The sequence below is a fragment of the Flavobacterium notoginsengisoli genome, assembly GCF_042686225.1.
GTDB classification, from domain to species: Bacteria; Bacteroidota; Bacteroidia; order Flavobacteriales; family Flavobacteriaceae; genus Flavobacterium; species Flavobacterium notoginsengisoli.
Map to the genome: position 1 here is coordinate 269595 of NZ_JBHUOT010000008.1, position 22463 is coordinate 292057.

Here is a 22463-nt window from a genome sequence, read left to right on the forward strand (position 1 = left end):
ATTAGTGCTTTTCGTACTTATAATCATCAACCGCTTTTTGATACAAAGCTTCATACTTAGGCAGAATATTTTTAATATCAAACTTTCTGGCCACTTCCAGAGCGTTTGCTTTAAACTGATTCAATACTTTATCATCTTTCAATATTTTCAAAGCATTTTCAGCCATTTCTTCTACATTTCCTACATTGCTCAAATATCCTGAGAAACCATCAAAATTTACCTCAGGTAATCCACCCGAATTACTTGAAATTACCGGAACACCGCAAGCCATCGCCTCAAGCGCCGCCAAACCAAAACTTTCAGTTTCAGAAGGTAGTAAAAACAAGTCCGTCATACAAAGGATTTTATCAATTTCATGGCTGTTACCAAAGAAAATCACTTTATCTAAAATTCCTAATTCCTGACATAAAATCTCCGCTTTTTCTTTTTCAGGCCCATCACCAACCATCATTAATTTAGCTGGAATTTCTTTCTGAACATTATAAAAAATCTTAATGATATCCGGAATACGTTTTACTTTTCTAAAATTACTGATATGCGTAATGATTCTTTCGTTTTCATTTGCCATTACATAACGATGGCAAGGTGCGCTTGGATCTTTTTTGACTTTATCCAGCTCAATAAAATTCGGAATCACTTTAATCTTATTCTTGATCTTAAACAACTTCAGGGTATCATCTTTCAAACTCTGCGAAACCGAAGTTACATAATCTGATTTATTGATACTAAAAGTTACCGCAGGTTTATAGAAAGGATGATTACCAACCAAAGTAATATCTGTACCGTGAAGTGTAGTAATCATTGGCAGATTAATTCCTTCATTTTTAAGCATCTGTTTCGCCATATAACCTGCATAGGCATGCGGAATCGCATAATGCACATGTAACAATTCAATTTTATACAATTTCACCATATCGACCAACTTGCTCGATAACGCTAATTCATAAGGCTGATAATGAAACAATGGATATTCCGGAACATTTACTTCGTGATAATGAACATTCGGATTTAAAAGTGCCAGTCTTACCGGCTGACTATATGTAATAAAGTGTATTTCGTGTCCTCTTCTGGCTAATTCGAGACCTAACTCCGTGGCTACTACACCACTACCTCCAAAAGTAGGATAACAAACAATTGCTATTTTCATGGATTAAATTTAATTCTACGAAAATACTCAAAAATCACATTTAAATAAGCTTTTAAATTGTTAGATTTTTGACAAAATTAGATTAATTCCAGTTAATAAATATTTTTAGGAGCAGTGCTGTTTCGGTCAAAAGGACCAGTCGTCCCGCTGTCCGCTATATCTTTTTCTGTCTAAAGAAGCCAGAAAAAGGATGCCGCTTCCATCGGGGCTAGATTAGGACTTTTCATTTTCATAATTAAAACAAAACTCTACAACTTTTTAAAAACTTTCAGCTTCATATTATTCAAAAATCAATTTATTAAAATTTGGAACTTTATCAGCATTGCTCCCTTTCCAGCTCTCATAAACAAAAAGTTCAATTTTACGCAAATCATCTTCATCTATTATGATTTTTGTTTTCTCAATAAAAGCCAATATCGCAGTATAACCAATAATAGCAGGATTAGAATCTAACACAGGTGCTTGAAGCTCTTTTATAACAATTGTCCAAAAATTAGAACTTTTTGAAAGCGTAAATTCTAAACCTCTTATTAATCCTTTCTTCCAAGGTTTTATTCCTTCTGAATCATTTTTAAAACCGTTCACTAAATAGTCGTCTACGATTTTATTCTCAAAATCATTCTTCTGAATATCTAATTCTATACTAGCAAAATGTAATCTTCCGTTTTTAACTTTCATCCAACGGAAAGCCGAATCATAATTTGTCATCAAAAAATCTTAATTAAAAAACTGAGCTACAACAAACAAAACGATTTGCAACAATAACAACAGCCAAAAAAACAACAATGAAGGCTCGACTGCTTCAGAAATAAACTGATTTATTTTCAGAGAAACTATCCCCGACAATTTTAAATCTTCTTTATTAAAATCTACATCGTCCAATTTAATTTTTTGGAACAGATAATTAATAATCTTCTTTTTAATCCTCGAAGTTTCCTTATCATTTTTATTTGCCTCCAACAACTTTAATCTCAACATTGATTCGTTAGACATTGCACTTGTCCAGTGATTTGCTCCTACTAATTTATCTGTCAAAAGAATTACTTTAGCATCAATATAGTCTGCGAAAGTCTTATTTTTCCATGTTAAATAAATCATCTGTTGGATTGCAGCTTTATTGGCAATCAGAAAATATAAAAAGGCAAAAATAGGTGCTCCGGCAAATAAAATAAACCCACAAATATTATTAAAGAACAAACCTGTTATAAAAGCATACGCATTTCCGTGTCCGCCTCCGGCAAAATCGGCATTTTGAAAAAGAATCATTAAAAAACAGATTACTGTAAATACATTTCCGCTTATCATTACGAATAACCATTTCAAACTTGATTTAGCCGAAATACCAGCTATTATTTTAATTTCTTCTTTCATAAAATTTAAACTATCTATTAGGTTTTGAAAAACAATAATACTCAATTAACAATTAAAATCCTACCTAAAATAAAAAAAGGCATGAAACTAAATTTCATGCCTTTTTTATTCTATAATTTTCTCTTAGAAAAATCTACTATGCCAACTATCAGCAGCAGGAACTTCCCAAGCATCATTAAATTCTTCAATATTCGTAACCAGATTATTAAATACAATTGTATTTCCGGTTACCGCTTTATCTTTTACCATTTTCTTGAAATCAATTAATGGTTTATGTGCAATATGTTCTCCTAGTTTAAAAGTAACATTCATTTTATCCAATAAATCAACGTCATACTTTTTCTCTAAACTCTGGATAAATTCAACGGAGCTATCAATAGAACAACCTGTTGCTGCCTGGACATCCTGATTTACAGCTAATATAATAAATCGGTTATACTTTAATAAATATGAAGCTTCAAGACTTGTGCCGTGTGCAGCCCATTGTTCAACAAAAGCTTTTAAGTCAGTTTCAATTTCAGAAAACTCTTCCTCAGAAAACTTTCTGTTCGATTGATAAATCCAGACTCTGGATTCACCTGGTAAATTTTCAAAAGGTATATACATTTTATTTTTTGTTTATTTTGTTTGTTTTGTTTCAGGTTTCAAGTTAAAAAACTTAGCATCATAGAACCTTAGCATCTTTTTTACAAATCTTGCGCATTTGCTATTAACTCCGCAACATCCATCACTTTTACCTCACCTTCTTTGTGTGCATGTTTAATTCCGTCTGTCAACATAGTATTACAGAACGGACAACCTGCGGCAATAATATCCGGCTTAGTTTCTAAAGCATCTTCAGTACGAAGAACGTTAACTTCTTTGTTTCCTGGTTCAGCATCTTTAAACATTTGGGCTCCACCGGCTCCACAACATAAACCGTTTGCCTTAGAACGTTTCATTTCAACTAATTCAACATCCAGTTTTTCAATTAGATCTCTAGGTGCTTCATAAACTTTATTCGCTCTTCCCAAATAACATGGATCGTGAAAAGTAATTTTCTTTCCTTTAAACTGTCCTCCTTCAACAGTTAATCGTCCATCATTAATTAATGATTTCAAAAACTCTGTATGATGAATAACCTCGTAATTTCCTCCCAATTCAGGATATTCATTCTTTAGTGTATTAAAACAGTGTGGACAAGCTGTAACAATTTTCTTTGCTTCATAAGCATTCAGAACTTCAATATTCATCATCGCCTGCATCTGAAATAAAAATTCGTTACCGGCTCTTTTTGCGGGATCTCCAGTACAGCTTTCTTCTGTACCCAGAACCGCAAAAGAAACATTCGTACGATTTAAAATTCGAACAAATGCTTTAGTAATCTTTTTTGCCCTATCATCAAAACTTCCTGCACAACCTACCCAAAACAAAACTTCTGGTTGTTTTCCTTCGGCAAGCATTTCTGCCATTGTTGGCACTACTAAACTTTCTGACATTTCTCTCTCTTTTGTTTAAAGTTTAAAGTTTCAAATTTTATTCTGAAATCTGAATTCTCAATTTATTATCGTGAATTAAAAACTAATTCTCGTTTTTCCAGTTTAATCGGTCTTGTTGGCTATACTGCCAAGGCGCACCATTATTTTCAATATTGGTCATCATGGCATTTAATGACATTGGAGCAGCACTTTGTTCCATAACCAGATAACGACGCATATCCATAATAATAGACAATGGACTAATATTTACAGGACATTCTTCTACACAAGCATTACAAGATGTACAAGCCCAAAGTTCCTCCGGAGTAATATAATCATTTAAAAGTGATTTATTATCCGGGACAAAAACACCTTTATTGGCATCAATATTTTTTCCTACCTCAGTTAAACGATCTCTTGTGTCCATCATAATCTTACGTGGAGATAATTTTTTTCCTGTTTGATTTGCAGGACAGGAAGAAGTACAACGACCACACTCTGTACAAGTATACGCATTTAACAACTGGACCCAGTTTAAATCCTGAACGTCACTAGCCCCAAATTTAGCCGGAGCAGCATTTTCATCAACTGGTGCAGCAGCAAACGGATCTGCATTTGGATCCATCATTAACTTAACCTCTTTTGTTACTGATTCTAAATTATCAAACTGTCCTTCAGGTTTTAAGTTTGCAAAATAAGTATTTGGGAACGCTAAAAGTATATGAAGGTGTTTTGAAAAATACAAATAGTTCATAAAAACTAAAATACCTGCAATATGCAACCACCAGAAAACTTCAAACAAAAGTCCAACTAGTTCATTAGACGTACCATTAAAAATTGGTGCAATGAATTGACTTATTGGATAACTTCCTGCTTTATGAAAATGGGAATAACCTCCCGGAACATTTTGCAAATGCAAATCGGTGGCATTCATCAATAAAAACAGAATCATTAAAACAGTTTCGAAATACAAAATATAATTGGCATCACTTTTTGGAAAACCAGTTAAATCAGAATGTATAAAACGTTTTAATCTAATAAAGTTTCTTCTAATCCAAAAAACGGTAACTGCAAAAATTACAAGTATAGCCAATATCTCAAATGAAGCAATCAGAACATCATAAACAACACCCAAATAAGGCGCAAAAACTCTATGCGTCCCGAAAAGTCCATCAATAATAATTTCAAGCAATTCAATATTAATAATTATGAAACCAACATATACAAAAATATGTAGTATTCCAGCAACAGGGCGTCTCACCATTTTTGACTGCCCTAGAGCAATCAAAGCCATGTTTTTCCAACGAGCTTTAGGATTATCTTTTCGATCTACATCTACTCCCAGATTAATGTTTCGGATGATTTTTTTTACGCTCGCTGCAAAAAAACCGAAACCTACTATAAGAAGTATTGCGAATAAAATATTATCTAAATAACTCATTTATAATTATTTTTTATCTGTTGAGTTTGTTTCTTCTGTTGGTGCTACGTATGGTTTATTTTTCTTTCCGAAAAGGGAAACATTTACGTAACGGGTTGGATAAAGACGCACATCCTGCAATAACAATTCAAGCTCTTTTGAAGTTTTTGCTAAGTTATTATACAAAGCTTCATCGTTTAATAATTTTCCAGCCGTACCTTTTCCTGAATTCAAATTAGTCATTAAACCATCAACTTTAGCTAAAACCCGGTTTAAGTTACGAACTGTTTTCCCTAAATCTGCTTTGTTTAAAGAATCAGAAATTTTATTAAAGTTGTTTGACACTTTATTAAAATTGGAAACCATTCCGTTAATCTGTCCTTTGTTAGTATCTAAAATAGTATTTAGACTACCTGAAGCTTTATGAAACTGAGTCATAGTCTGGCTTAACTCAGCAATGGTTTTCTTTAGATTTTCCTGAGTGTTTTTATCCAAAGTATTATTCAATCCTGTAACCAGAACATCAATGTTCACAAGCATTTTATCCAGTTTTTGCTGAATTGGCTCAATTTTCCCTCCTAAAGATTCTGTTAGTCCAAGTTCAACATTAGATGCCAAAGTCTGTCCGTCTTCCGCTAATTCTTTATCGGCCATATTTGGTACAATCTTGATTTGTTTTCCGCCAATTAAACTTGGAGAATACAATGATGCAGTACTGGTTTTAGAAATTGGAAAATCAGTTTTTAATTGAAATTCCACTAATAATTTCCCTGTTACTTCGTTAATAGTAATTTTACTTACTTTACCAATATTAAGTCCATTAAGTGTTACTGGCGCTGATGCTGATAAATCTTCAACATTATCATATTCAGCATACAATACTTTATAATTTGTAAAAAGATCTTTGCCTTTTAAAAAGCTATATCCCCAAATAAATAATAAAATCGATACGATGACTAATATAGCCGTTTTAATTTCTCTTGTTAGTTTCAAAATTCTAAGTGTTTGTACAAAATTAATATAAATATTCGAACTTGGGCTTATTATTTAATTGCGTCCTGGATGCTGATTTTTTCTCCGTCTTTAGTTGCAACTAAAAATGCTGCGCCATACCCTTTACTTTTAGCTTCTTGCAAATATTTTTGCGCTGTTTCATAACTGGTAGTTTCTTCGTAGAAATATTTATAAATATTATTTTCAAATACCATTGATACATTTTTCAGTCCTTTAAAGTTTTTTGGTTCCAATGGTGTTTTTTTAATACTCGCAATAAGCTGCACTTTAAAAAATGTCCCTTTTGGTGCATTTTTTATTACCGCAACCGGAGTGGTTGTTTTAGGTTTTGTAGGGGTTGTATCTTTTATGGGCCGACTATCATCTGCCTCACCTCCTGAACCAAAATATTCTCTTTTATAACTCAGGATTGCTTCTGCAATTGCTTTAGCTATATCATCCTGTCCTTCTTCTGAATTTAGGATATTCCCTTCTGCCGGATTTGATACGAAACCTGTTTCTACCAAAACCCTTGGCATGTATGCCTTATGAAGTACCATAAAAGGTGCTTGTTTTACACCTCCCTGACGAAGTTTTTTCCCTAATTTCTCAAAATTATCTTCAATTTTAGTAGCTAAAGAAATACTATTATCCAAATATTCTTCCTGCATCAATGTCATTCCAATCATTGATTCCGGAGAATTCGGATCATAACCTTCATATTTACGTTTATAATCTTTCTCTAAGGTAATTACAGAGTTCTCTTTTTTCGCAGCTTCAAGATTCGAAGCAACTTTACTTAAACCCATCACATAGGTTTCGGTTCCATCTGCTGCAGTATTTTTATTGGCGTTACAGTGAATGGAAACAAAAATATTTGAATTTGCTCTGTTTGCTATATTGGCTCTTTCAACCAAATCTACAAAAACATCTGTTTTACGAGTATAAATTACATTAACATTTGGATTAAGCTCTAAAATCTTTCCCACTTTTAAAACAATAGCTAAAGCAATATTTTTTTCAATCCTGCCACTGTAAACCGCTCCAAAATCATGATCACCATGTCCTGCATCAAGAGTTACCTTAAACACATTGGACTGACTATGAGCATAAAAAGACAGGAATATTAGAAATAAAGTAAATATTACCTTAAATTTGTTAATTCTATTCATAAATCTAAAAGTTAATTTTAATAAAATGCAGCTGTTATAATTTTTAGAATTGATTATTTTTGCCAAAAAATTATATGTAAGTTTGACATGTCAAAAAACACGCCATAATTTTACAAAAATAGCATTTAAACCTTTGCATACAAACTTATTTAATATCGTTTTAATATCATTTTTCCTAACTATAGGTTGTGGTAATTTATATTCGCAAGAAATAAAAAACAAAAAAAAGCCTTTACCTGCTGTAAAACAAACAGATAAGGAAGCCCCTACACTTACCGACACTATAAAACTTGATACTGTTAAACCAAAAAAGGCTTTTTTGGATGGAAAAGTCAGATACAAGGCAAAGGATTATGCTAAAATTGATCAAAAGAAAAAACTGATTACTTTATATAATGAAGCTGAATTATACTATAAAGATGTTGAATTAAAATCGGGTATAATTGTTCTTAATTATGAAAAAGATGAAGTTTATGCAGGAAGAATAAAAGACTCTTCAGGTGTTTTAACACAGTATCCGAATTTCAAACAAGGCTCAAGTGAAGTACAGCCAGATTCAATTCGTTTTAATTTCAAAACTAAAAAAGCTTTAATTTATAATTCCAGAACTGAACAAGGCGAATTTAAAATCAAGGCTGCCGTTACCAAAAAAGAAAATGACTCTGTATATTTCTTAAAAGGGGCCCGATTCACAACTTCTACAGATGTAGACCATCCTGAATATTATTTCCAGACTAATAAAGTAAAATTTATTCCTGGTAAAAAAGTAATCACAGGTTTAACCAATATGGTAATTGCTGATGTCCCTACTCCATTGGCGCTTCCTTTTGCCTATTTCCCAATGAGTCAGGAAAAAAGTGTTTCAGGAATTATTATTCCAAGTTATAACGATTCAAATACCCGAGGTTTCTCTCTTCAAAATGGAGGATATTATTTTGCTCTTAGTGATAATTATGACCTAACCGTACTTGGAGATTACTACACAAACGGAAGTTATGCCATGCGCTTTGAATCGGCTTATGCTACAAGGTATAAATATCGTGGAAATGTAAATATTCGTTTTGAAAACCTGATTAGCAGTGAACGTGGTTATCCTGATTATTCTAAACAAGGTATTTATAACATTCAGTGGTCACATTCTAAAGATACAAAATCAAATCCGAATTCAAGTTTCTCAGCATCGGTAAACATGGGTAGTAGTAAATATTTTAAGCAATCCATCAACCAGGCTAATATTGGATCGAATTTAAATAACACTTTAAGTTCGTCTATCAATTACAACAAAACCTTTAACACTATTCCAGGCTCTCGTATTGCACTATCTGCAACCCATAGCCAAAACACTCAGACAGAAGACATCATTATGACACTTCCGTCGTTACAGGGAAGTATTGACCGTGTATATCCTTTTGTTGGAAAAAATGGCGTAAAAAAGGGATTAATCAAAAACATTAACTTACAATATAACGTAAGCGGAAAAAACTATTTTAAGACTAAAGACTCCTTATTCTTTAAACCACAAATGTTTCAGGATGCCCAATTAGGAATGCAACATACTATACCCCTTAGCACCAACTTTAAAATCTTTAAATATTTTAGTGCAGGAGCATCAACAACTTATCAGGAAACCTGGGTAAACAAAACAATTTCTAAAAGTTACGATCCTACTGAAGGAAAAGCAACAGACAAAACGGTAAATGGATTTGACTCTTTCAGAACTTATAATTTCAGCACGAATTTAGGGACAACCATTTATGGAACTTTCAATTTTGGAGAAGACAAAAGAATTCAGTCCATACGACACGTTATGCGTCCAAGTATAACTTATTCCTACACACCAAGTTTTGAGCGTTACTACGATACTTATGGAGTTGATGCAACAGGAACAATAACATCCGAATACACACGCTTTGAAAATGGTCTTTTTGGGGCACCCGGAAAAGAGAACTCCAACGTCGTTGGTTTTGCCCTGAGTAATACTTTTGAAGCTAAAGTAAGAGACAGAGACAGTACTAAAACAGAGCCAAAGAAAATAATGCTGTTAAATAACCTGAACTTTAGCACAAGTTATAACTTCAATGCGGATGGAAAATCAACATTTGCATGGCAACCAGTTTTAGTAAGTGGCGGAACACAGTTTTTTGACAATAAAATGAACATGAACTTTGGAGCTACCCTTGACCCTTATGCACTTGACAGTGGTAATAACAAAATAGGCACTTACAATATAGACAATGGAGGCAGTTTATTTAGGTTAACAAGCGCCAACGTAACAGTCAACTATTCCTTTTCAAACAAAGGAACCGGTAAAGAAAAAAACACACAAAGTCAACGGAATGGAGGACGAAGTGATGACTTGTTTGGAACGAATACTGATTTAAATGACAGCAGAAACAGTCAGTTTGCCAACGAGCCTGAAAAAGAAGATGTAATTACCGAGTTTTTCAATTCAAAAATTCCATGGGATATGACATTAGCTTATTCATTAACATACTCCAATACAACCAGGCAAAACCAAATTTCAGGAAACTCGCTTATGATTTCCATCAATACGGATATCACGCCAAAATGGAAAGGCGGTGTTTCTACCGGTTATGATTTTGTCCAAAAAGGAGTTACTTTTACTCAATTCCGTTTTGAAAGAGACTTGCTAAGCTGGAGAATGGCTTTTAACTGGCAACCTCTTGGAACAAACTCAAACTGGAATTTCTTTATCGGAATTAAATCTGGTATGCTTAGCGATATTAAATGGAACAAACGAAGCGTTTCAAACCGATAAGCTACTCTCGAACCAAAATACTTTCATTATGAAAAAAATCATTTTTACAGAGAAAGCTCCGGCTCCAATCGGACCTTATAATCAAGCTGTTTTATCCGGAAACACTCTTTATGCTTCCGGGCAAATTGCAATCAATCCTGAATCCGGAGAATTGATTACAGACAATATTAACGACGAAACAAACCAGGTTATGAAAAACATCGCTGCAATTCTTGAAGCAGCAGGAATGACTTTTGAAAATGTAGTGAAGTCTACTATTTTCATTATGGACATGAATAACTTTGGAGCTATCAACACTGTTTACGGATCTTATTTTAACGAAAAAACCGCTCCAGCTCGTGAAACGGTTCAAGTGGCTTGTTTGCCAAAAAATGTAAATGTTGAGATTTCTATAATTGCTGTGCAATAGCATCTAATAATAATTGTGCCGTTGCTTCATTAGTCGCCAGCGGCACATTATGCACATCACAAACACGAATCAGCATATTAATATCTGCCTCATGCGGATGACTTGACAAAGGATCTTTAAAAAAGAAAACCATCTGTGTAATTCCTTCTGCTACTCTTCCGGCAATCTGCGCATCACCACCAAGAGGACCTGAAAGCATTCTCTGAGTTTTAAACCCTGCTGCTTCAGCTTTTCCTCCCGTAGTTCCTGTACCAATCAGCCTTATCTTTTCATTGTGCAAAACAGCTTCATTTTTGACTAAAAAATCAATTAAATCTGCTTTTTTTCCATCATGAGCGATAATGGCAATTTCCATAAAACCAGAACTATTGATTAGCGACATGGTATGCAATTAATCCATCAATAGGTCTTCTTAAAACATTCCCTAATTGAAGTTCATATTTATCAAATGTTTCTTGTAATTCGTCTTTCAAATAGAAAGCAATAGAACCTACAAAATGTACCGGAACTTCTTTACAGTTGTCGAATTGTTTAATATAATTCTTAACGAAAGATTTCATTCCTTTGAAAATAATTTTTCTGCAGAACTCTGTGTCTTTATGCTTAATTAAAAACTTAGCATAAGTTGCTAAATAAGCATTTGGATTTGGCTCTTTATATAATTTATTTTTAATAAAATCCGGATCAACGTCGTACTCTTTTTCAAGCTCAACAGCCAATTCTTTAGGCATTTTATTAAAATAGTATTTTCTAATTAATTCTTTTCCAAAAACATTTCCGCTGCAGTCATCCATAACGATGTATCCTAACGACTGAACTTTTTGGTGTAATACTTTTCCATCAAAGTAACTACAGTTAGATCCTGTTCCTAAAATAGAAACAATCGCCTCCTGCCCTTTTGGAGTTGTAGCATAAACAGCAGCATAAGTATCTTCCTGAACGTCAACAATTGCGTTAGTAAAATACTCTTGAAAGACTTGTTTCAAATATTCTTTCATTCTGTCTGTTCCACATCCTGCTCCATAAAAGAACAAATGCGTTGCATTTTTTTTGTTTTGTAAAATATCAAAACGGTCGTTTAATCTTGAAATAATTTCCGGTCCGTCAAGAATTTCTGGATTTAATCCTAAAGTTTGTGTTGTGAATAATACTTTTCCATTATCATCTATTGCAATCCAATCGGCTTTAGTAGATCCACTATCAACTATTAATTTCATTTCGTTTAGTTTTTGGGATTAGGTTTCTCTATATTTAATTTAAAAGTGTAATTTCTACATTAATTATAGAGGTCACAAAATAAGAAAATCCCGTTACTTACATAACGGGATTTTGCAAAAATATATATTATTATTTTAAACCTGCAATATGAACAGATAAATCAATTAATTTGCTTGAGTATCCGTACTCATTGTCATACCAAGATACTAATTTGAAGAAAGTTGAATTTAAACCAATTCCTGCACCAGCATCGATAATAGATGTTCTTTTGTCAGAGATGAAATCCTGAGAAACAACTGCATCTTCAGTATATCCTAAGATACCTTTTAATTCGTTTTCTGAAGCTTTTTTCAATACAGCCATAATTTCTTCATAAGAAGTTTCTTTAGCTACTTTTACAGTTAAATCTACTGTAGAAACGTCAGCAGTAGGAACACGGAAAGCCATACCTGTTAATTTTCCATTCAATTCAGGAATAACTTTTCCAACCGCTTTAGCAGCACCTGTTGAAGAAGGAATGATGTTGATTGCAGCAGCACGTCCACCTCTCCAGTCTTTTCTAGAAGGTCCGTCAGCAGTCATTTGAGTTGAAGTAGTTGCGTGAACTGTAGTCATTAAACCTTCAACAATTCCAAAGTTATCGTTGATTACTTTAGCTAAAGGAGCTAAACAGTTTGTAGTACAAGAAGCGTTAGAAACAACTAAATCAGAAGCTTTAGCAGTTTCATGGTTAACTCCCATTACAAACATTGGAGCATCAGCAGAAGGAGCAGAAATAATTACTTTTTTAGCTCCACCTTTAATGTGCTCATTTGCAGTTTCAACAGTTGTGAAAATACCAGTACATTCAGCAACAACATCTACATCAACTTCGTTCCATTTTAAGTCAGCAGGATTTCTTTCAGCAGTAATACGGATATTTCTTCCGTTTACATACAATTTTCCTTCTTTAACTTCTACAGTTCCGTCGAAACGTCCGTGAACTGAATCATATTTTAATAAATAAGCTAAGTGATCAACATCCAATAAGTCGTTGATTGCTACAACCTCTACATTATCTCTATTGAAAGACTCTCTAAAAACGATTCTTCCGATACGTCCAAATCCGTTTATTCCTAATTTTACTTTTGACATTTTACTAAATTTTTGCTTTTGTTTTTATTACACTATTTCAAAGTCTAATTTCCTCACAATAAACTTCTCTTCTTTTTAAACTTTTTATATTGGGTTATGTAGACATAATGTCTGACACTCTTAATAATTCTCTATCAATTTCTGATTTCCCTTTGATAGCTTGTTCCAGCGGCGTTAAAATCACTTTATCTTCTTTAAGACCAACCATATAATTTGATTTTCCTTCTAATAATGACTCTACAGCTTTTACACCAAGACGGCTAGCTAAAACACGGTCAAAACAAGATGGAGAACCACCACGTTGCATGTGTCCTAAAACAGATACCCTAACGTCGTATTCAGGTAAATTAGCCTCAACATAATCTTTTAATTCGAATACGTTTTTACCAATTTTATCTCCCTCAGCAATAACAACAATACTTGATGATTTTCCTGAAGCTTTACTTTTTTGCAGTGAATCTAAAAGACGATCTAATCCTAAATCTTCTTCAGGAATAAGAATTTCTTCTGCACCTGCACCAATTCCGGCGTTAAGTGCGATGTGACCTGCATCTCTACCCATAACCTCTACGAAGAACAAACGGTTATGTGAACTTGCAGTATCTCTAATTTTATCAATACAGTCAACAACAGTATTCAAAGCAGTGTCGTAACCAAGTGTAAAACTTGTACCGTAAATATCATTATCGATTGTACCAGGAATTCCTATTACTGGGAAATTATATTCTGAATTAAAGATTAGTCCTCCGGTAAAACTTCCGTCTCCACCAATTACAACCAAAGCATCAATTCCAGCTTTCAAAAGGTTTTCGTGAGCTTTTTTTCTGCCTTCCGGCGTTCTAAAATCTACAGAACGAGCCGATTTTAAAATCGTTCCCCCTTTATTTACAATATTATTAACGCTTCGAGGGCCCATTTCTTTAAAATCGCCTTCGATCATTCCTTGATACCCTCTATAAATCCCTACGCATTCTATATTATGATAAGCACATGTTCGAACAACTGATCGTATTGCAGCATTCATTCCTGGTGAGTCTCCTCCTGAGGTAAGAACACCTACTTTTTTTATTGTTTTTGACATTATTTAAGTATTAAAGTTGTAAAATTAGCAAACATTCACCAGTTTTCTCGTTATGTTTATTATAAATTAATAAAATATGTTAAATTCAAACGTTTTCGTTAATAAGTTTTTTGATGGTAAAAATTTCATTTAAAATAATAAAAGGCCAGTTTTTTAATTAAATCATCAAAATTAACAATACCCAAATGAAGTGTTATAAAAATCGGATTTTCGTTGCAATCGCAAAATTCTTTTTTAGAGCCCCTAATTTAGCACAAAAAAAACCATTATGAGAATAATGGTTTTATAAATGTATATTTTTAACAAAGTGTTAATAATCGTTGTCGTCAGGAATTACTCCTTGGTTATTGTGAGGTTCCTGATGTTTTTTCTTTTCTTCTTCTTTTTTCTTCTTTTCCTGTTCTTTCTCTGCTTTCTTTTTATTTTTATCCGATTCTTTTTTATTTGAGAAGCTCATATAATCAGGAAGATAAGAATCCTGAAGATCATCAGAAGAATTTTTGATCGCTTTTTCTATTTTATGATTTTTAAATAGTTTATTCACTAATTCGCTAAAAGTATCAAAATCTACTTCATAAGAAATACCGACACCTTGTGTATAACCTATTCCCTGTCCTATATAATTAATATCATTTTCTTTATTAAACAATCTAAGATTCATTGTACCATCTTCATTTACACGATACAGAATTTCAATATCTCCCACAATTGCAGATTCATTTACACCTCCAACCGGTACCCCCAATTTACCGTTTATGGTGATTCTTTCATTAACCTGCGAAGAAATATTAGCCACAAACTGACCATCAACTTCCTGCCCCATTCTTCTGTCTGCAGCAATGTAATTTAAATCGATATTAACTTTATCATTATCTGATTTTATAATGCCACCCAACAAACTTGATGCAGTTTCTGTCAATGTTCCAGAGAAATCTCCTTGACTAAATCCGTCGGTACTCATAAATGAACCTGTAGACAATAAATACAAAGCCTGTGTCTGGCGAATATCTTTATCATCTAACTTATATTGAATTTCCGACTTCAACACACTACTTACCGATGGAAACTGAATATCAAAATTAGGCTCCGGACTTGCTAAATCTCCTCTTAAACCAATCACAACTTCTACAGGAACTTTTTTATTGAATGAAGAAGTGTTATCTAAAAGTACTGCCGGATTCGCCTGAGTTTTATAAACTGCTTCCAGATTTAACTGCGCACGCATTGGGTTTCCTTCCCAAATAATTGAACCTCCTTTTTTAACCGCAAACTTTTTATCAATAAGTCCGCCGTATTTAAAGTTATAGGTTCCTTCATACGCCTGGAAATCTCCCCACATATTAAATTTTCCCAGTGTATTAATTTTAAATAAAAGCGATCCGTATCCTTTTCCTTTCATTCCATGACCGGAATTCCGATCCAGAATAACTTCTACTTCAGCATCCGGCGTAATATCGAAATCAAATTCCAGCTCCAGTCCGTTGTAGTTTCTTGTTTTTTCGACAATTCCGTTAGCAAGATTGTATTTTTCCTTTGGTGTAACAAAATGAATCCAGCTACTCTCTCCTACACTTTGCACATTATTAATTGGAATTTTAACCTCTGTCCCTTTTTCAGATTTCGCATCTACTTTAATAAATAAACTTTCCACAGGACCTCTGATACTAGCCGATCCATTTATGAACGCTGTACCAAAATACGCAGCGTCATCACTGTCTTTGGTATCGAGTGCCACCAGTCGTTTAGAAGTTATATTTAAATCCAGTTTCCAGTCTCCAAAATTTTTATGCTCTATGCTTCCATTCAGTAAACCTTTCGTACCGTATTTAGTATCTGTCAGCTGATTGTTTCTAAACAGGAATTTTTCGTTGGTTAAGTCAATAACTGTTCTGTCACTTAATTCGTAATCTGTATTTAAGTACGGAATTGTCATTCCGGCTTTTTCGACATATAAGCGTCCATTAATTTCCGGTTTTTTTAAATTTCCGACAACAGCAGCGTTTCCTGAAACCGAACCACGAATATTAGATAAAACATCTCCTCCGATAGTTCCTAAGGTAGCCAGATTAAACCCTTCGAGCTTTAGACTCATATCCATGATAGTCTCTTTGTTCTCAATCGCAAAATTTCCGTTTGCCCGGAACGACTCAGTAAAACCGTTTTGAATGGAGGAATTAACAGTGAATTTCCTGAAAGTTTCATCTCCCGAAATATCAAAATTAAGTGTTCCTAATTCTGTCTTATTCATTACAAGATGATCAATTTTTATCGATGCCGTTGGCTGATAAACATTTTTATTCTGTTTATAATTGACATTCCCATTTAAATTACCATTAAAGACAAATTTGGAATTTACCGGTGTAATTTTATTAATATCAACATCTTCAAAATTCAGCACGAGATCCTTATAATCTTTACCTTTGATTACACCATTCAAATCAATCTTCTGATTTTCATGAGATAAAACAATGTTATCGATTGTAAAGTTTTTAAAATACTGATCAAAAACAATTTGATTATCATTTTCCGCATCCTCGTTTAGATACCAGATATAATCTTTAAACTTCATTTCGGATTTCTTAATTCCGACTATATTATTTTTATTTTTATCAATCGTATGATACAAATCCAGATTGAAATAATCTTCCCCTTCATTCCCTCCTTTAAATTCAGAACGAACAAACAACGTGTCTTTTGCCGTAACATTAATTAAATTAAAATCACGAATTTTATAATAAGGCGTCTTAATACTATCTAACTCAACATAGGCATTGTAAAGGGCATTTTTATTATCAATGTTGATACGTATATTATCGAACGTATTTTTAGCCGCTGTAATTTTTTGCGATCTAAAACGGAATTTAAACTCTTGCAAATCAGAATCAATTTTCCCTCTTACAACTGTAGAAGAATCGATATTAATTTCAGGATAAAGCATTTCAACCACTTTATCATAAACACGGAAATTAAATCGTAAAAATTGTCCTTTTTTAACCTTGTACGGTTTATAATTAGTATATAAACTTCCTACCGAATTCATGACTAGTTTATCCAGCTGATCAAATCTGAATTTACCAACTATTTGTCCATCCACAACATCATTCGAACTAATTGTTATGGTTCTTAATCGATCTGCATCAAAATTTGAGCTTACAGTTACATCATCAAAAACATAACTTGATTTAGGATTTTGATATTCAGCATCTTTTAAGAAGATATTTCCCTGAAGATTTTCGATAGAATTTCCGGTAACCTGAACCACAACATCTCCTTTAAAATGAGAAATCGAATCACTTACCAATTTCAGTTTTCTTAAATCTGAATTTTCTACATTAATATGAAAATCATAACGGTTTTCTCTTTTACTCAAATCCAGCAAACCGTCAAAACTTAAGTTTAGGTTAGAATCATTTACTGTAATTTGCCCTTTATAATATGGTAATTTAAAGTTTCCGTTAACCACTATATTATTATAGGTGTATTTATTATAATCCAGCTTTGAAATATCTCCTTTAATAATAGTATTCAGATACTTTTCTGTAAAACCAACCCCATCAACATCAAGGTTTAAAGTTGTCTTACCAATATCTTTTCGGTTTAAAACCGCTCCAACATCAAAAGCATTTAGAATAATATTTCCAGAATAAGACGCTTTATCAATAAAATCCATATTATTCATATGAAGATCGATCTGACCGTTTCCTAAATCTGTTCCTATTTTAAAATCAGTTTCCAGATCTGTAGTCGAAACTTTTGCTTTTCCGACAATATTGAATTTTCCAATTCTTTTCATCTCGATCGGAAGTTTTTTTCCCAGAACTTCCGGAAGCAACACCACCAAATCATCATAACTGGAAAGTAGTTTATCAAACTTTCCATCCATAGAAAACTTCTGCGTTTTACTGCCTAAAAGATTTCTGAAATTGATTATTCCGTTAATTTTTGATCCGTTTGTATCACTTAATCTTAATTTAGAAAGCGTCAGATTATTCAACGGACCATCTAATTTTGTTTTTAGTTTAAAATGCTGATTCTTACCTAGACCATCATAAAAATGACGAATATCATTTGTTGCAATAGAAGAAGAATCGATCATCACATTAAACTTTACTTTATCTGTAAAATCAAGGAAGTCTGATGGTTTGTAATTTAAGATCGCTAAACCGTAAATAGAAGACCTTTTGGTTTTAATCGCCAGATTTTCGACTTTGATCTGTTTTTTTGTATAACTGAATTTTCCGGCGAAATTGGAAACATACAAACCGCGATGATCCATAAAAGAAAATCGATGAATTGTTGTATTTACATCAGGTCCGTATAATTTAAAGTCACTGATATAGGCATTAAGTTTAGTGAAATCCAAGAACTTAGGTGTTGTCTTATTTTCATCAACAACAGAAAATCTTCCTTTTTCGATATAACCATTTTTAGCTGTTAACAGGAAATGTTTAGTTGATTTTTTCTTTGGCTGAGCATTTTTTTCTTCAAAAGCCTGAATGAACTTATTGATATTATTTTCATCCTCGCCTTTGTATGTTTTCAGGTTAAAAATCAAGCCAGTCAGGCGTAAATCACCAAAGATTAAATCTCCGTCAAGTAATCTGCTAAAGCTGGCAATGTCTGTAGTAATAATATCAGAATAAATTAAAGTCTTTTTATGATGGTCTAAAATCATCACTTTCTTTAATTTCACTCCTCCAAAAATATTAATGGCTGTTCTCTCAACGCTGATATTTACTTTAAAATCTTCATTCAGAGATTTTGTAACGTAGTTTGCAATCTGAGTCTGAACTACAGGAAGCGACAATATGATAGCAAGTGCCAGCAAAAGTAAAATCAACCCAATTAGGGTTCTGGATATTATTTTCTTTACTTTTTTGATAGCTTCTTTAATTTTAGTTTTCTTTTAAATTTATTTTGAACAGACAAAGAGCGGCTGTTTTTGATAAAAATTCTTTAATTTTGGGGCACTGCTTAAATCAAAGAAATTTAAATCCCTTTGGTTTGTCAAATATAATTCAAAATTTGTGCCTTTATATGCAAAATCCAGAGGTTTTTATTCTAGCCATCGAAAGTTCATGCGATGATACTGCTGCCGCGGTTTTACATAACGACAAAGTATTGTCAAATGTTGTAGCCAATCAATTAATTCATAATCAATACGGAGGTGTTGTTCCTGAATTGGCTTCGCGAGCGCATCAGCAGAATATTGTACCCGTGATAGATGCTGCACTTCGTAAAGCAAATGTACAAAAAGAACAGTTAAGCGCAATCGCCTTTACACAAGGTCCGGGCTTAATGGGGTCATTATTGGTTGGAACCTCTTTCAGCAAATCTTTATCTTTAGCCTTAAACATTCCGTTAATAGCTGTAAATCACATGCATGCTCATATTTTAGCCCATTTTATTGACGAAGAAGGCTATGATAAACCTGAGTTTCCTTTTTTAGCTTTAACTATTAGTGGCGGACATACACAGGTGGTTAAAGTGAACAGCTTTTTCGACATGGAAATCATTGGTGAAACTACAGATGATGCTGTAGGTGAAGCTTTTGATAAAAGTGCTAAAATCCTTGGACTTCCTTATCCGGGAGGACCTTTGATTGATAAATATGCGAAAGAAGGAAATCCAAAAGCATTTGCATTTACAAAACCAAAAGTGCCAGGATTGGATTTTAGTTTCTCCGGACTTAAAACGGCTATTCTTTATTTCATTCAAAAAAATAAACAGGCAAATCCAAATTTCATTGAGGAAAATCTGAACGATATCTGTGCTTCGATTCAGCATACTATTATCGAAATTTTAATGGACAAAATAAAACTGGCGGTAAAAGAAACCGGAATTACGCAAATTGCAATTGGCGGAGGTGTTTCTGCAAATTCAGGAATCAGAAATACGCTAAAAGAAACAGAAAGTAAATACGGTTGGAAAACTTTTATTCCAAAATTCGAATATACCACAGATAATGCCGCAATGATTGGAATTGTCGGCTATCAGAAATATTTATCAAATCGTTTTGAAACTTCTGCTGTCGTTTCTAAAGCAAGAATTCAATTTTAAAACATGCAGTTATTTTTCAATCCGAATATAGACGAAAACACCGAAAGTTTTTCTTTTGATAAAGAAGAAAGCCGTCATATAATAAAAGTTCTTCGCAAAAAAGATTCAGACATTTTACATGTTACCAATGGTTTCGGATTATTGTTTGAAACCCGGATCACTTTGGCTTCAGATAATAAATGTACCGTTGAAGTACTTTCTATAACCAATGCTGAAAAACCTAAATTTCATCTTCATCTGGCTGTTGCGCCTACGAAAATGAATGATCGTTTTGAATGGTTTCTGGAAAAAGCAACCGAAATTGGTATTCAGGAAATAACTCCAATTTTTTGTGATCGCTCTGAGCGAAAAGTAATCAATAGAGATCGTTTTGAGAAAATTATTCTTTCGGCAATGAAACAATGCAATGAAACTTTTCTTCCGAAATTAAATGAAGCTATTTCGTTTAAAGAATTCATTAAACAAAAAAATGAAGGTTTACAATTGATTGCACACTGTGAAGAAACGGATAAAAAATCACTGAAAGAAGTTTTAAAACCAAATGAAGATGTTACCATTTTAATTGGCCCTGAAGGGGATTTCTCCGAAAAAGAAATTGCCTTGGCATTAGAAAACAATTACAAACCGGTGGCTTTAGGAAATACACGTTTAAGAACAGAAACTGCTGCAGTTGTGGCTTGTCATAGTGTTGTTTTTTTTAATGAGTAAATTAACGGCAACTTTGTCAATAAAAGTTACAAATCTTTGTCGAGCTACTTGTCGAGATTTGCTTCGCCAGTTCGCTATCGCTTGAGTCTCCTTCGTCAAAATGACAAAAAAAGATCAAAATTCATGAAAAAAATATTTTACTTATTATTACTTTTTTCAATCTCTTCTTTTTCACAAGAAATCGCTTTGCTAAAATACAGTGGAGGTGGCGACTGGTATGCCAATCCTACTTCTTTACCGAATCTGATTAGTTTTTGCAATGCCAATATTAATACCCGTATCAAAAATAAACCTTCGACCGTTGAACCTGGTAATCCGGATTTATTTTCCTATCCTTTCGTACACATGACGGGACACGGAAATGTTGTTTTCAGCGATTCTGATGTAACTAATCTTAGAAATTATCTGACTGCGGGTGGTTTTCTCCATATTGATGATAACTACGGAATGGATCAGTTTATTCGAAAAGAAATAAAAAAAATATTCCCAAATAATAGTTTAGTCGAAATTCCGGCTAATCACCCTATTTTTCAGAAACCATTTCCTTTCCCAAACGGATTACCCAAAATTCACGAACACGATGGAACTCGTCCACAAGCATTTGGAATTTTCATAGACAACAAACTCGTTTTGCTTTATACTTACGAATGCGATTTGGGTGACGGATGGGAAGATGCCGAAGTACATAACGATCCTGCAAATGTTAGGGACAAAGCGTTAAAAATGGGTGCCAACATTATCAATTATATTTTTACCAATTAAATTTTAAACAGTGCAGCTTACTCACGAAGAAAATCAATTTGAAAGAAAAACTTTTCCGATTACTTTAGTTTGTGATCACATTTACTTTCAACAAAATATTGGTTCTTTATTCAGAATTTCTGAAGCTTTTGGAGTAGAAAACATCATCTTTTTTGGAAAAGATATTCCGCTAACACCTCGAAAAATAAACAAAACTTCACGAAGTACGCATCTTCATGTGGCACATATTGTTATTGAAGATTTTACAGAGCTTCAATCTTTTCTATTGGATAATGATTTTGAAATTATCTCTCTTGAAATCGCTTCAGACAGTAAACCTTTAAAAGAAGTCATTATTCCTGAAAACAAAAAAATTGCCCTTTTAATTGGAAGCGAAATTAATGGAATCTCAGATGAGCTTTTAAAACTTTCGCATCAAATTGTTCATATCAATATGTTTGGCAAAAACAGCAGTATGAATGTTGTGCAGGCAGCAAGCATTGCACTTTATGAGCTTACTTCTAAATAAAAAAATCTATTTCCCTTTTAAGCAGCAATTTGATTTTCAAGAATTTGATGGCGTGATTTATCGTTAAACGGATAAATTATCACGACGAACTACATTAAAAAAACAAAAACAAAGTAAAATCTTATTAATATTTTTAATTCTGTTTTTGTAAGAACCAGCATTTGTAGGGTGTTGGAAAAATTCGCACAAAATATCTGTTATAAAATTTTTCTGTAATTTAATTTTGTTATAAAATTGCGTTAAT

General features: G+C 33.1%; 19 protein-coding genes. 6 read left to right on the forward strand and 13 right to left on the reverse strand.

What is annotated here, in order from left to right; all coding sequences use genetic code 11:
• Window position 1 precedes the first annotated feature (1 nt).
• From bshA to ACFS3A_RS18535, 8 genes are all read right to left on the reverse strand, one after another.
• A complete protein-coding gene (gene bshA, locus ACFS3A_RS18500) occupies window positions 2-1147 on the reverse strand; it encodes an N-acetyl-alpha-D-glucosaminyl L-malate synthase BshA (protein ID WP_289661536.1) in 1146 nt (381 codons plus the stop codon).
• Window positions 1148-1426: 279 nt separating this feature from the next.
• Complete coding sequence (locus tag ACFS3A_RS18505) at window positions 1427-1855, reverse strand: hypothetical protein (protein ID WP_379827052.1); 429 nt, start codon at window positions 1853-1855, stop codon at window positions 1427-1429.
• A gap of 9 nt (window positions 1856-1864) precedes the next feature.
• Window positions 1865-2518 carry a hypothetical protein gene (locus ACFS3A_RS18510; protein WP_379827053.1) on the reverse strand — a complete coding sequence of 218 codons (654 nt, stop codon included), beginning with the start codon at window positions 2516-2518 and terminating at the stop codon, window positions 1865-1867.
• Window positions 2519-2641: 123 nt separating this feature from the next.
• Window positions 2642-3124 carry an ABC transporter ATPase gene (locus tag ACFS3A_RS18515; RefSeq protein WP_379827054.1) on the reverse strand — a complete coding sequence of 161 codons (483 nt, stop codon included), beginning with the start codon at window positions 3122-3124 and terminating at the stop codon, window positions 2642-2644.
• An 80-nt stretch (window positions 3125-3204) separates the two neighbouring features.
• Window positions 3205-3996 (reverse strand): (Fe-S)-binding protein, encoded by a 792-nt coding sequence (locus ACFS3A_RS18520; protein ID WP_379827055.1) that lies wholly within the window; start codon window positions 3994-3996, stop codon window positions 3205-3207.
• A gap of 82 nt (window positions 3997-4078) precedes the next feature.
• Window positions 4079-5416, reverse strand: coding sequence for a 4Fe-4S dicluster domain-containing protein (locus ACFS3A_RS18525; protein WP_379827056.1), 1338 nt, complete (start codon window positions 5414-5416; stop codon window positions 4079-4081).
• Window positions 5417-5422: 6 nt separating this feature from the next.
• Entirely contained in the window at window positions 5423-6388 is a 966-nt protein-coding gene (locus tag ACFS3A_RS18530) for an MlaD family protein (protein WP_379827057.1), read from the reverse strand.
• A 50-nt stretch (window positions 6389-6438) separates the two neighbouring features.
• The gene (locus ACFS3A_RS18535; RefSeq protein ID WP_379827058.1) at window positions 6439-7560 is read right to left on the reverse strand and encodes an N-acetylmuramoyl-L-alanine amidase family protein; all 1122 of its coding nucleotides are present in this window, start codon (window positions 7558-7560) and stop codon (window positions 6439-6441) included.
• Between the two features lie 82 nt (window positions 7561-7642).
• On the opposite strand from ACFS3A_RS18535, the gene ACFS3A_RS18540 reads away from it, so the two are divergent.
• Both ACFS3A_RS18540 and ACFS3A_RS18545 read left to right on the forward strand, forming a co-directional pair.
• Window positions 7643-10339, forward strand: coding sequence for a putative LPS assembly protein LptD (locus tag ACFS3A_RS18540; RefSeq protein ID WP_379827059.1), 2697 nt, complete (start codon window positions 7643-7645; stop codon window positions 10337-10339).
• A 28-nt stretch (window positions 10340-10367) separates the two neighbouring features.
• Entirely contained in the window at window positions 10368-10748 is a 381-nt protein-coding gene (locus ACFS3A_RS18545) for a RidA family protein (protein ID WP_144219091.1), read from the forward strand.
• Here the strand turns inward: ACFS3A_RS18545 and ACFS3A_RS18550 are convergent.
• From ACFS3A_RS18550 to ACFS3A_RS18570, 5 genes are all read right to left on the reverse strand, one after another.
• A complete protein-coding gene (locus tag ACFS3A_RS18550) occupies window positions 10729-11103 on the reverse strand; it encodes a methylglyoxal synthase (protein ID WP_379827113.1) in 375 nt (124 codons plus the stop codon). The genes ACFS3A_RS18545 and ACFS3A_RS18550 overlap by 20 nt on opposite strands.
• Window positions 11104-11113: 10 nt before the next feature.
• Window positions 11114-11965 (reverse strand): N-acetylglucosamine kinase, encoded by an 852-nt coding sequence (locus ACFS3A_RS18555; RefSeq protein WP_179004949.1) that lies wholly within the window; start codon window positions 11963-11965, stop codon window positions 11114-11116.
• A gap of 130 nt (window positions 11966-12095) precedes the next feature.
• On the reverse strand, window positions 12096-13100 hold the full coding sequence (gene gap / locus ACFS3A_RS18560; RefSeq protein WP_379827060.1) for a type I glyceraldehyde-3-phosphate dehydrogenase: 1005 nt from the start codon (window positions 13098-13100) through the stop codon (window positions 12096-12098).
• A gap of 94 nt (window positions 13101-13194) precedes the next feature.
• A complete protein-coding gene (pfkA, locus tag ACFS3A_RS18565) occupies window positions 13195-14181 on the reverse strand; it encodes a 6-phosphofructokinase (RefSeq protein WP_091492971.1) in 987 nt (328 codons plus the stop codon).
• Between the two features lie 310 nt (window positions 14182-14491).
• Complete coding sequence (locus ACFS3A_RS18570; protein WP_379827061.1) at window positions 14492-19021, reverse strand: translocation/assembly module TamB domain-containing protein; 4530 nt, start codon at window positions 19019-19021, stop codon at window positions 14492-14494.
• 197 nt (window positions 19022-19218) lie between these two features.
• Here ACFS3A_RS18570 and tsaD point away from each other — a divergent pair, with 197 nt between their 5' ends.
• The 4 genes from tsaD (at window position 19219) to ACFS3A_RS18590 (ending at window position 22219) form a co-directional block, all read left to right on the forward strand.
• On the forward strand, window positions 19219-20241 hold the full coding sequence (tsaD, locus tag ACFS3A_RS18575; RefSeq protein WP_379827062.1) for a tRNA (adenosine(37)-N6)-threonylcarbamoyltransferase complex transferase subunit TsaD: 1023 nt from the start codon (window positions 19219-19221) through the stop codon (window positions 20239-20241).
• A 3-nt stretch (window positions 20242-20244) separates the two neighbouring features.
• A complete protein-coding gene (locus tag ACFS3A_RS18580; protein WP_379827063.1) occupies window positions 20245-20949 on the forward strand; it encodes a 16S rRNA (uracil(1498)-N(3))-methyltransferase in 705 nt (234 codons plus the stop codon).
• 123 nt (window positions 20950-21072) lie between these two features.
• The gene (locus ACFS3A_RS18585) at window positions 21073-21711 is read left to right on the forward strand and encodes a DUF4159 domain-containing protein (protein ID WP_379827064.1); all 639 of its coding nucleotides are present in this window, start codon (window positions 21073-21075) and stop codon (window positions 21709-21711) included.
• A gap of 10 nt (window positions 21712-21721) precedes the next feature.
• Window positions 21722-22219 carry a TrmH family RNA methyltransferase gene (locus ACFS3A_RS18590; RefSeq protein ID WP_379827065.1) on the forward strand — a complete coding sequence of 166 codons (498 nt, stop codon included), beginning with the start codon at window positions 21722-21724 and terminating at the stop codon, window positions 22217-22219.
• The last annotated feature ends 244 nt before the right edge of the window (window positions 22220-22463 follow it).

Coding starts and splice junctions, on each gene's coding strand:
- bshA (WP_289661536.1), bottom strand. CDS start 1,147: ATGAAAATAGCAATTGTTTGTTATCCTACTTTTGGAGGTAGTGGTGTA.
- ACFS3A_RS18505 (WP_379827052.1), bottom strand. CDS start 1,855: ATGACAAATTATGATTCGGCTTTCCGTTGGATGAAAGTTAAAAACGGA.
- ACFS3A_RS18510 (WP_379827053.1), bottom strand. CDS start 2,518: ATGAAAGAAGAAATTAAAATAATAGCTGGTATTTCGGCTAAATCAAGT.
- ACFS3A_RS18515 (WP_379827054.1), bottom strand. CDS start 3,124: ATGTATATACCTTTTGAAAATTTACCAGGTGAATCCAGAGTCTGGATT.
- ACFS3A_RS18520 (WP_379827055.1), bottom strand. CDS start 3,996: ATGTCAGAAAGTTTAGTAGTGCCAACAATGGCAGAAATGCTTGCCGAA.
- ACFS3A_RS18525 (WP_379827056.1), bottom strand. CDS start 5,416: ATGAGTTATTTAGATAATATTTTATTCGCAATACTTCTTATAGTAGGT.
- ACFS3A_RS18535 (WP_379827058.1), bottom strand. CDS start 7,560: ATGAATAGAATTAACAAATTTAAGGTAATATTTACTTTATTTCTAATA.
- ACFS3A_RS18545 (WP_144219091.1), top strand. CDS start 10,368: ATGAAAAAAATCATTTTTACAGAGAAAGCTCCGGCTCCAATCGGACCT.
- ACFS3A_RS18550 (WP_379827113.1), bottom strand. CDS start 11,103: ATGGAAATTGCCATTATCGCTCATGATGGAAAAAAAGCAGATTTAATT.
- ACFS3A_RS18555 (WP_179004949.1), bottom strand. CDS start 11,965: ATGAAATTAATAGTTGATAGTGGATCTACTAAAGCCGATTGGATTGCA.
- gap (WP_379827060.1), bottom strand. CDS start 13,100: ATGTCAAAAGTAAAATTAGGAATAAACGGATTTGGACGTATCGGAAGA.
- pfkA (WP_091492971.1), bottom strand. CDS start 14,181: ATGTCAAAAACAATAAAAAAAGTAGGTGTTCTTACCTCAGGAGGAGAC.
- tsaD (WP_379827062.1), top strand. CDS start 19,219: ATGCAAAATCCAGAGGTTTTTATTCTAGCCATCGAAAGTTCATGCGAT.
- ACFS3A_RS18580 (WP_379827063.1), top strand. CDS start 20,245: ATGCAGTTATTTTTCAATCCGAATATAGACGAAAACACCGAAAGTTTT.
- ACFS3A_RS18585 (WP_379827064.1), top strand. CDS start 21,073: ATGAAAAAAATATTTTACTTATTATTACTTTTTTCAATCTCTTCTTTT.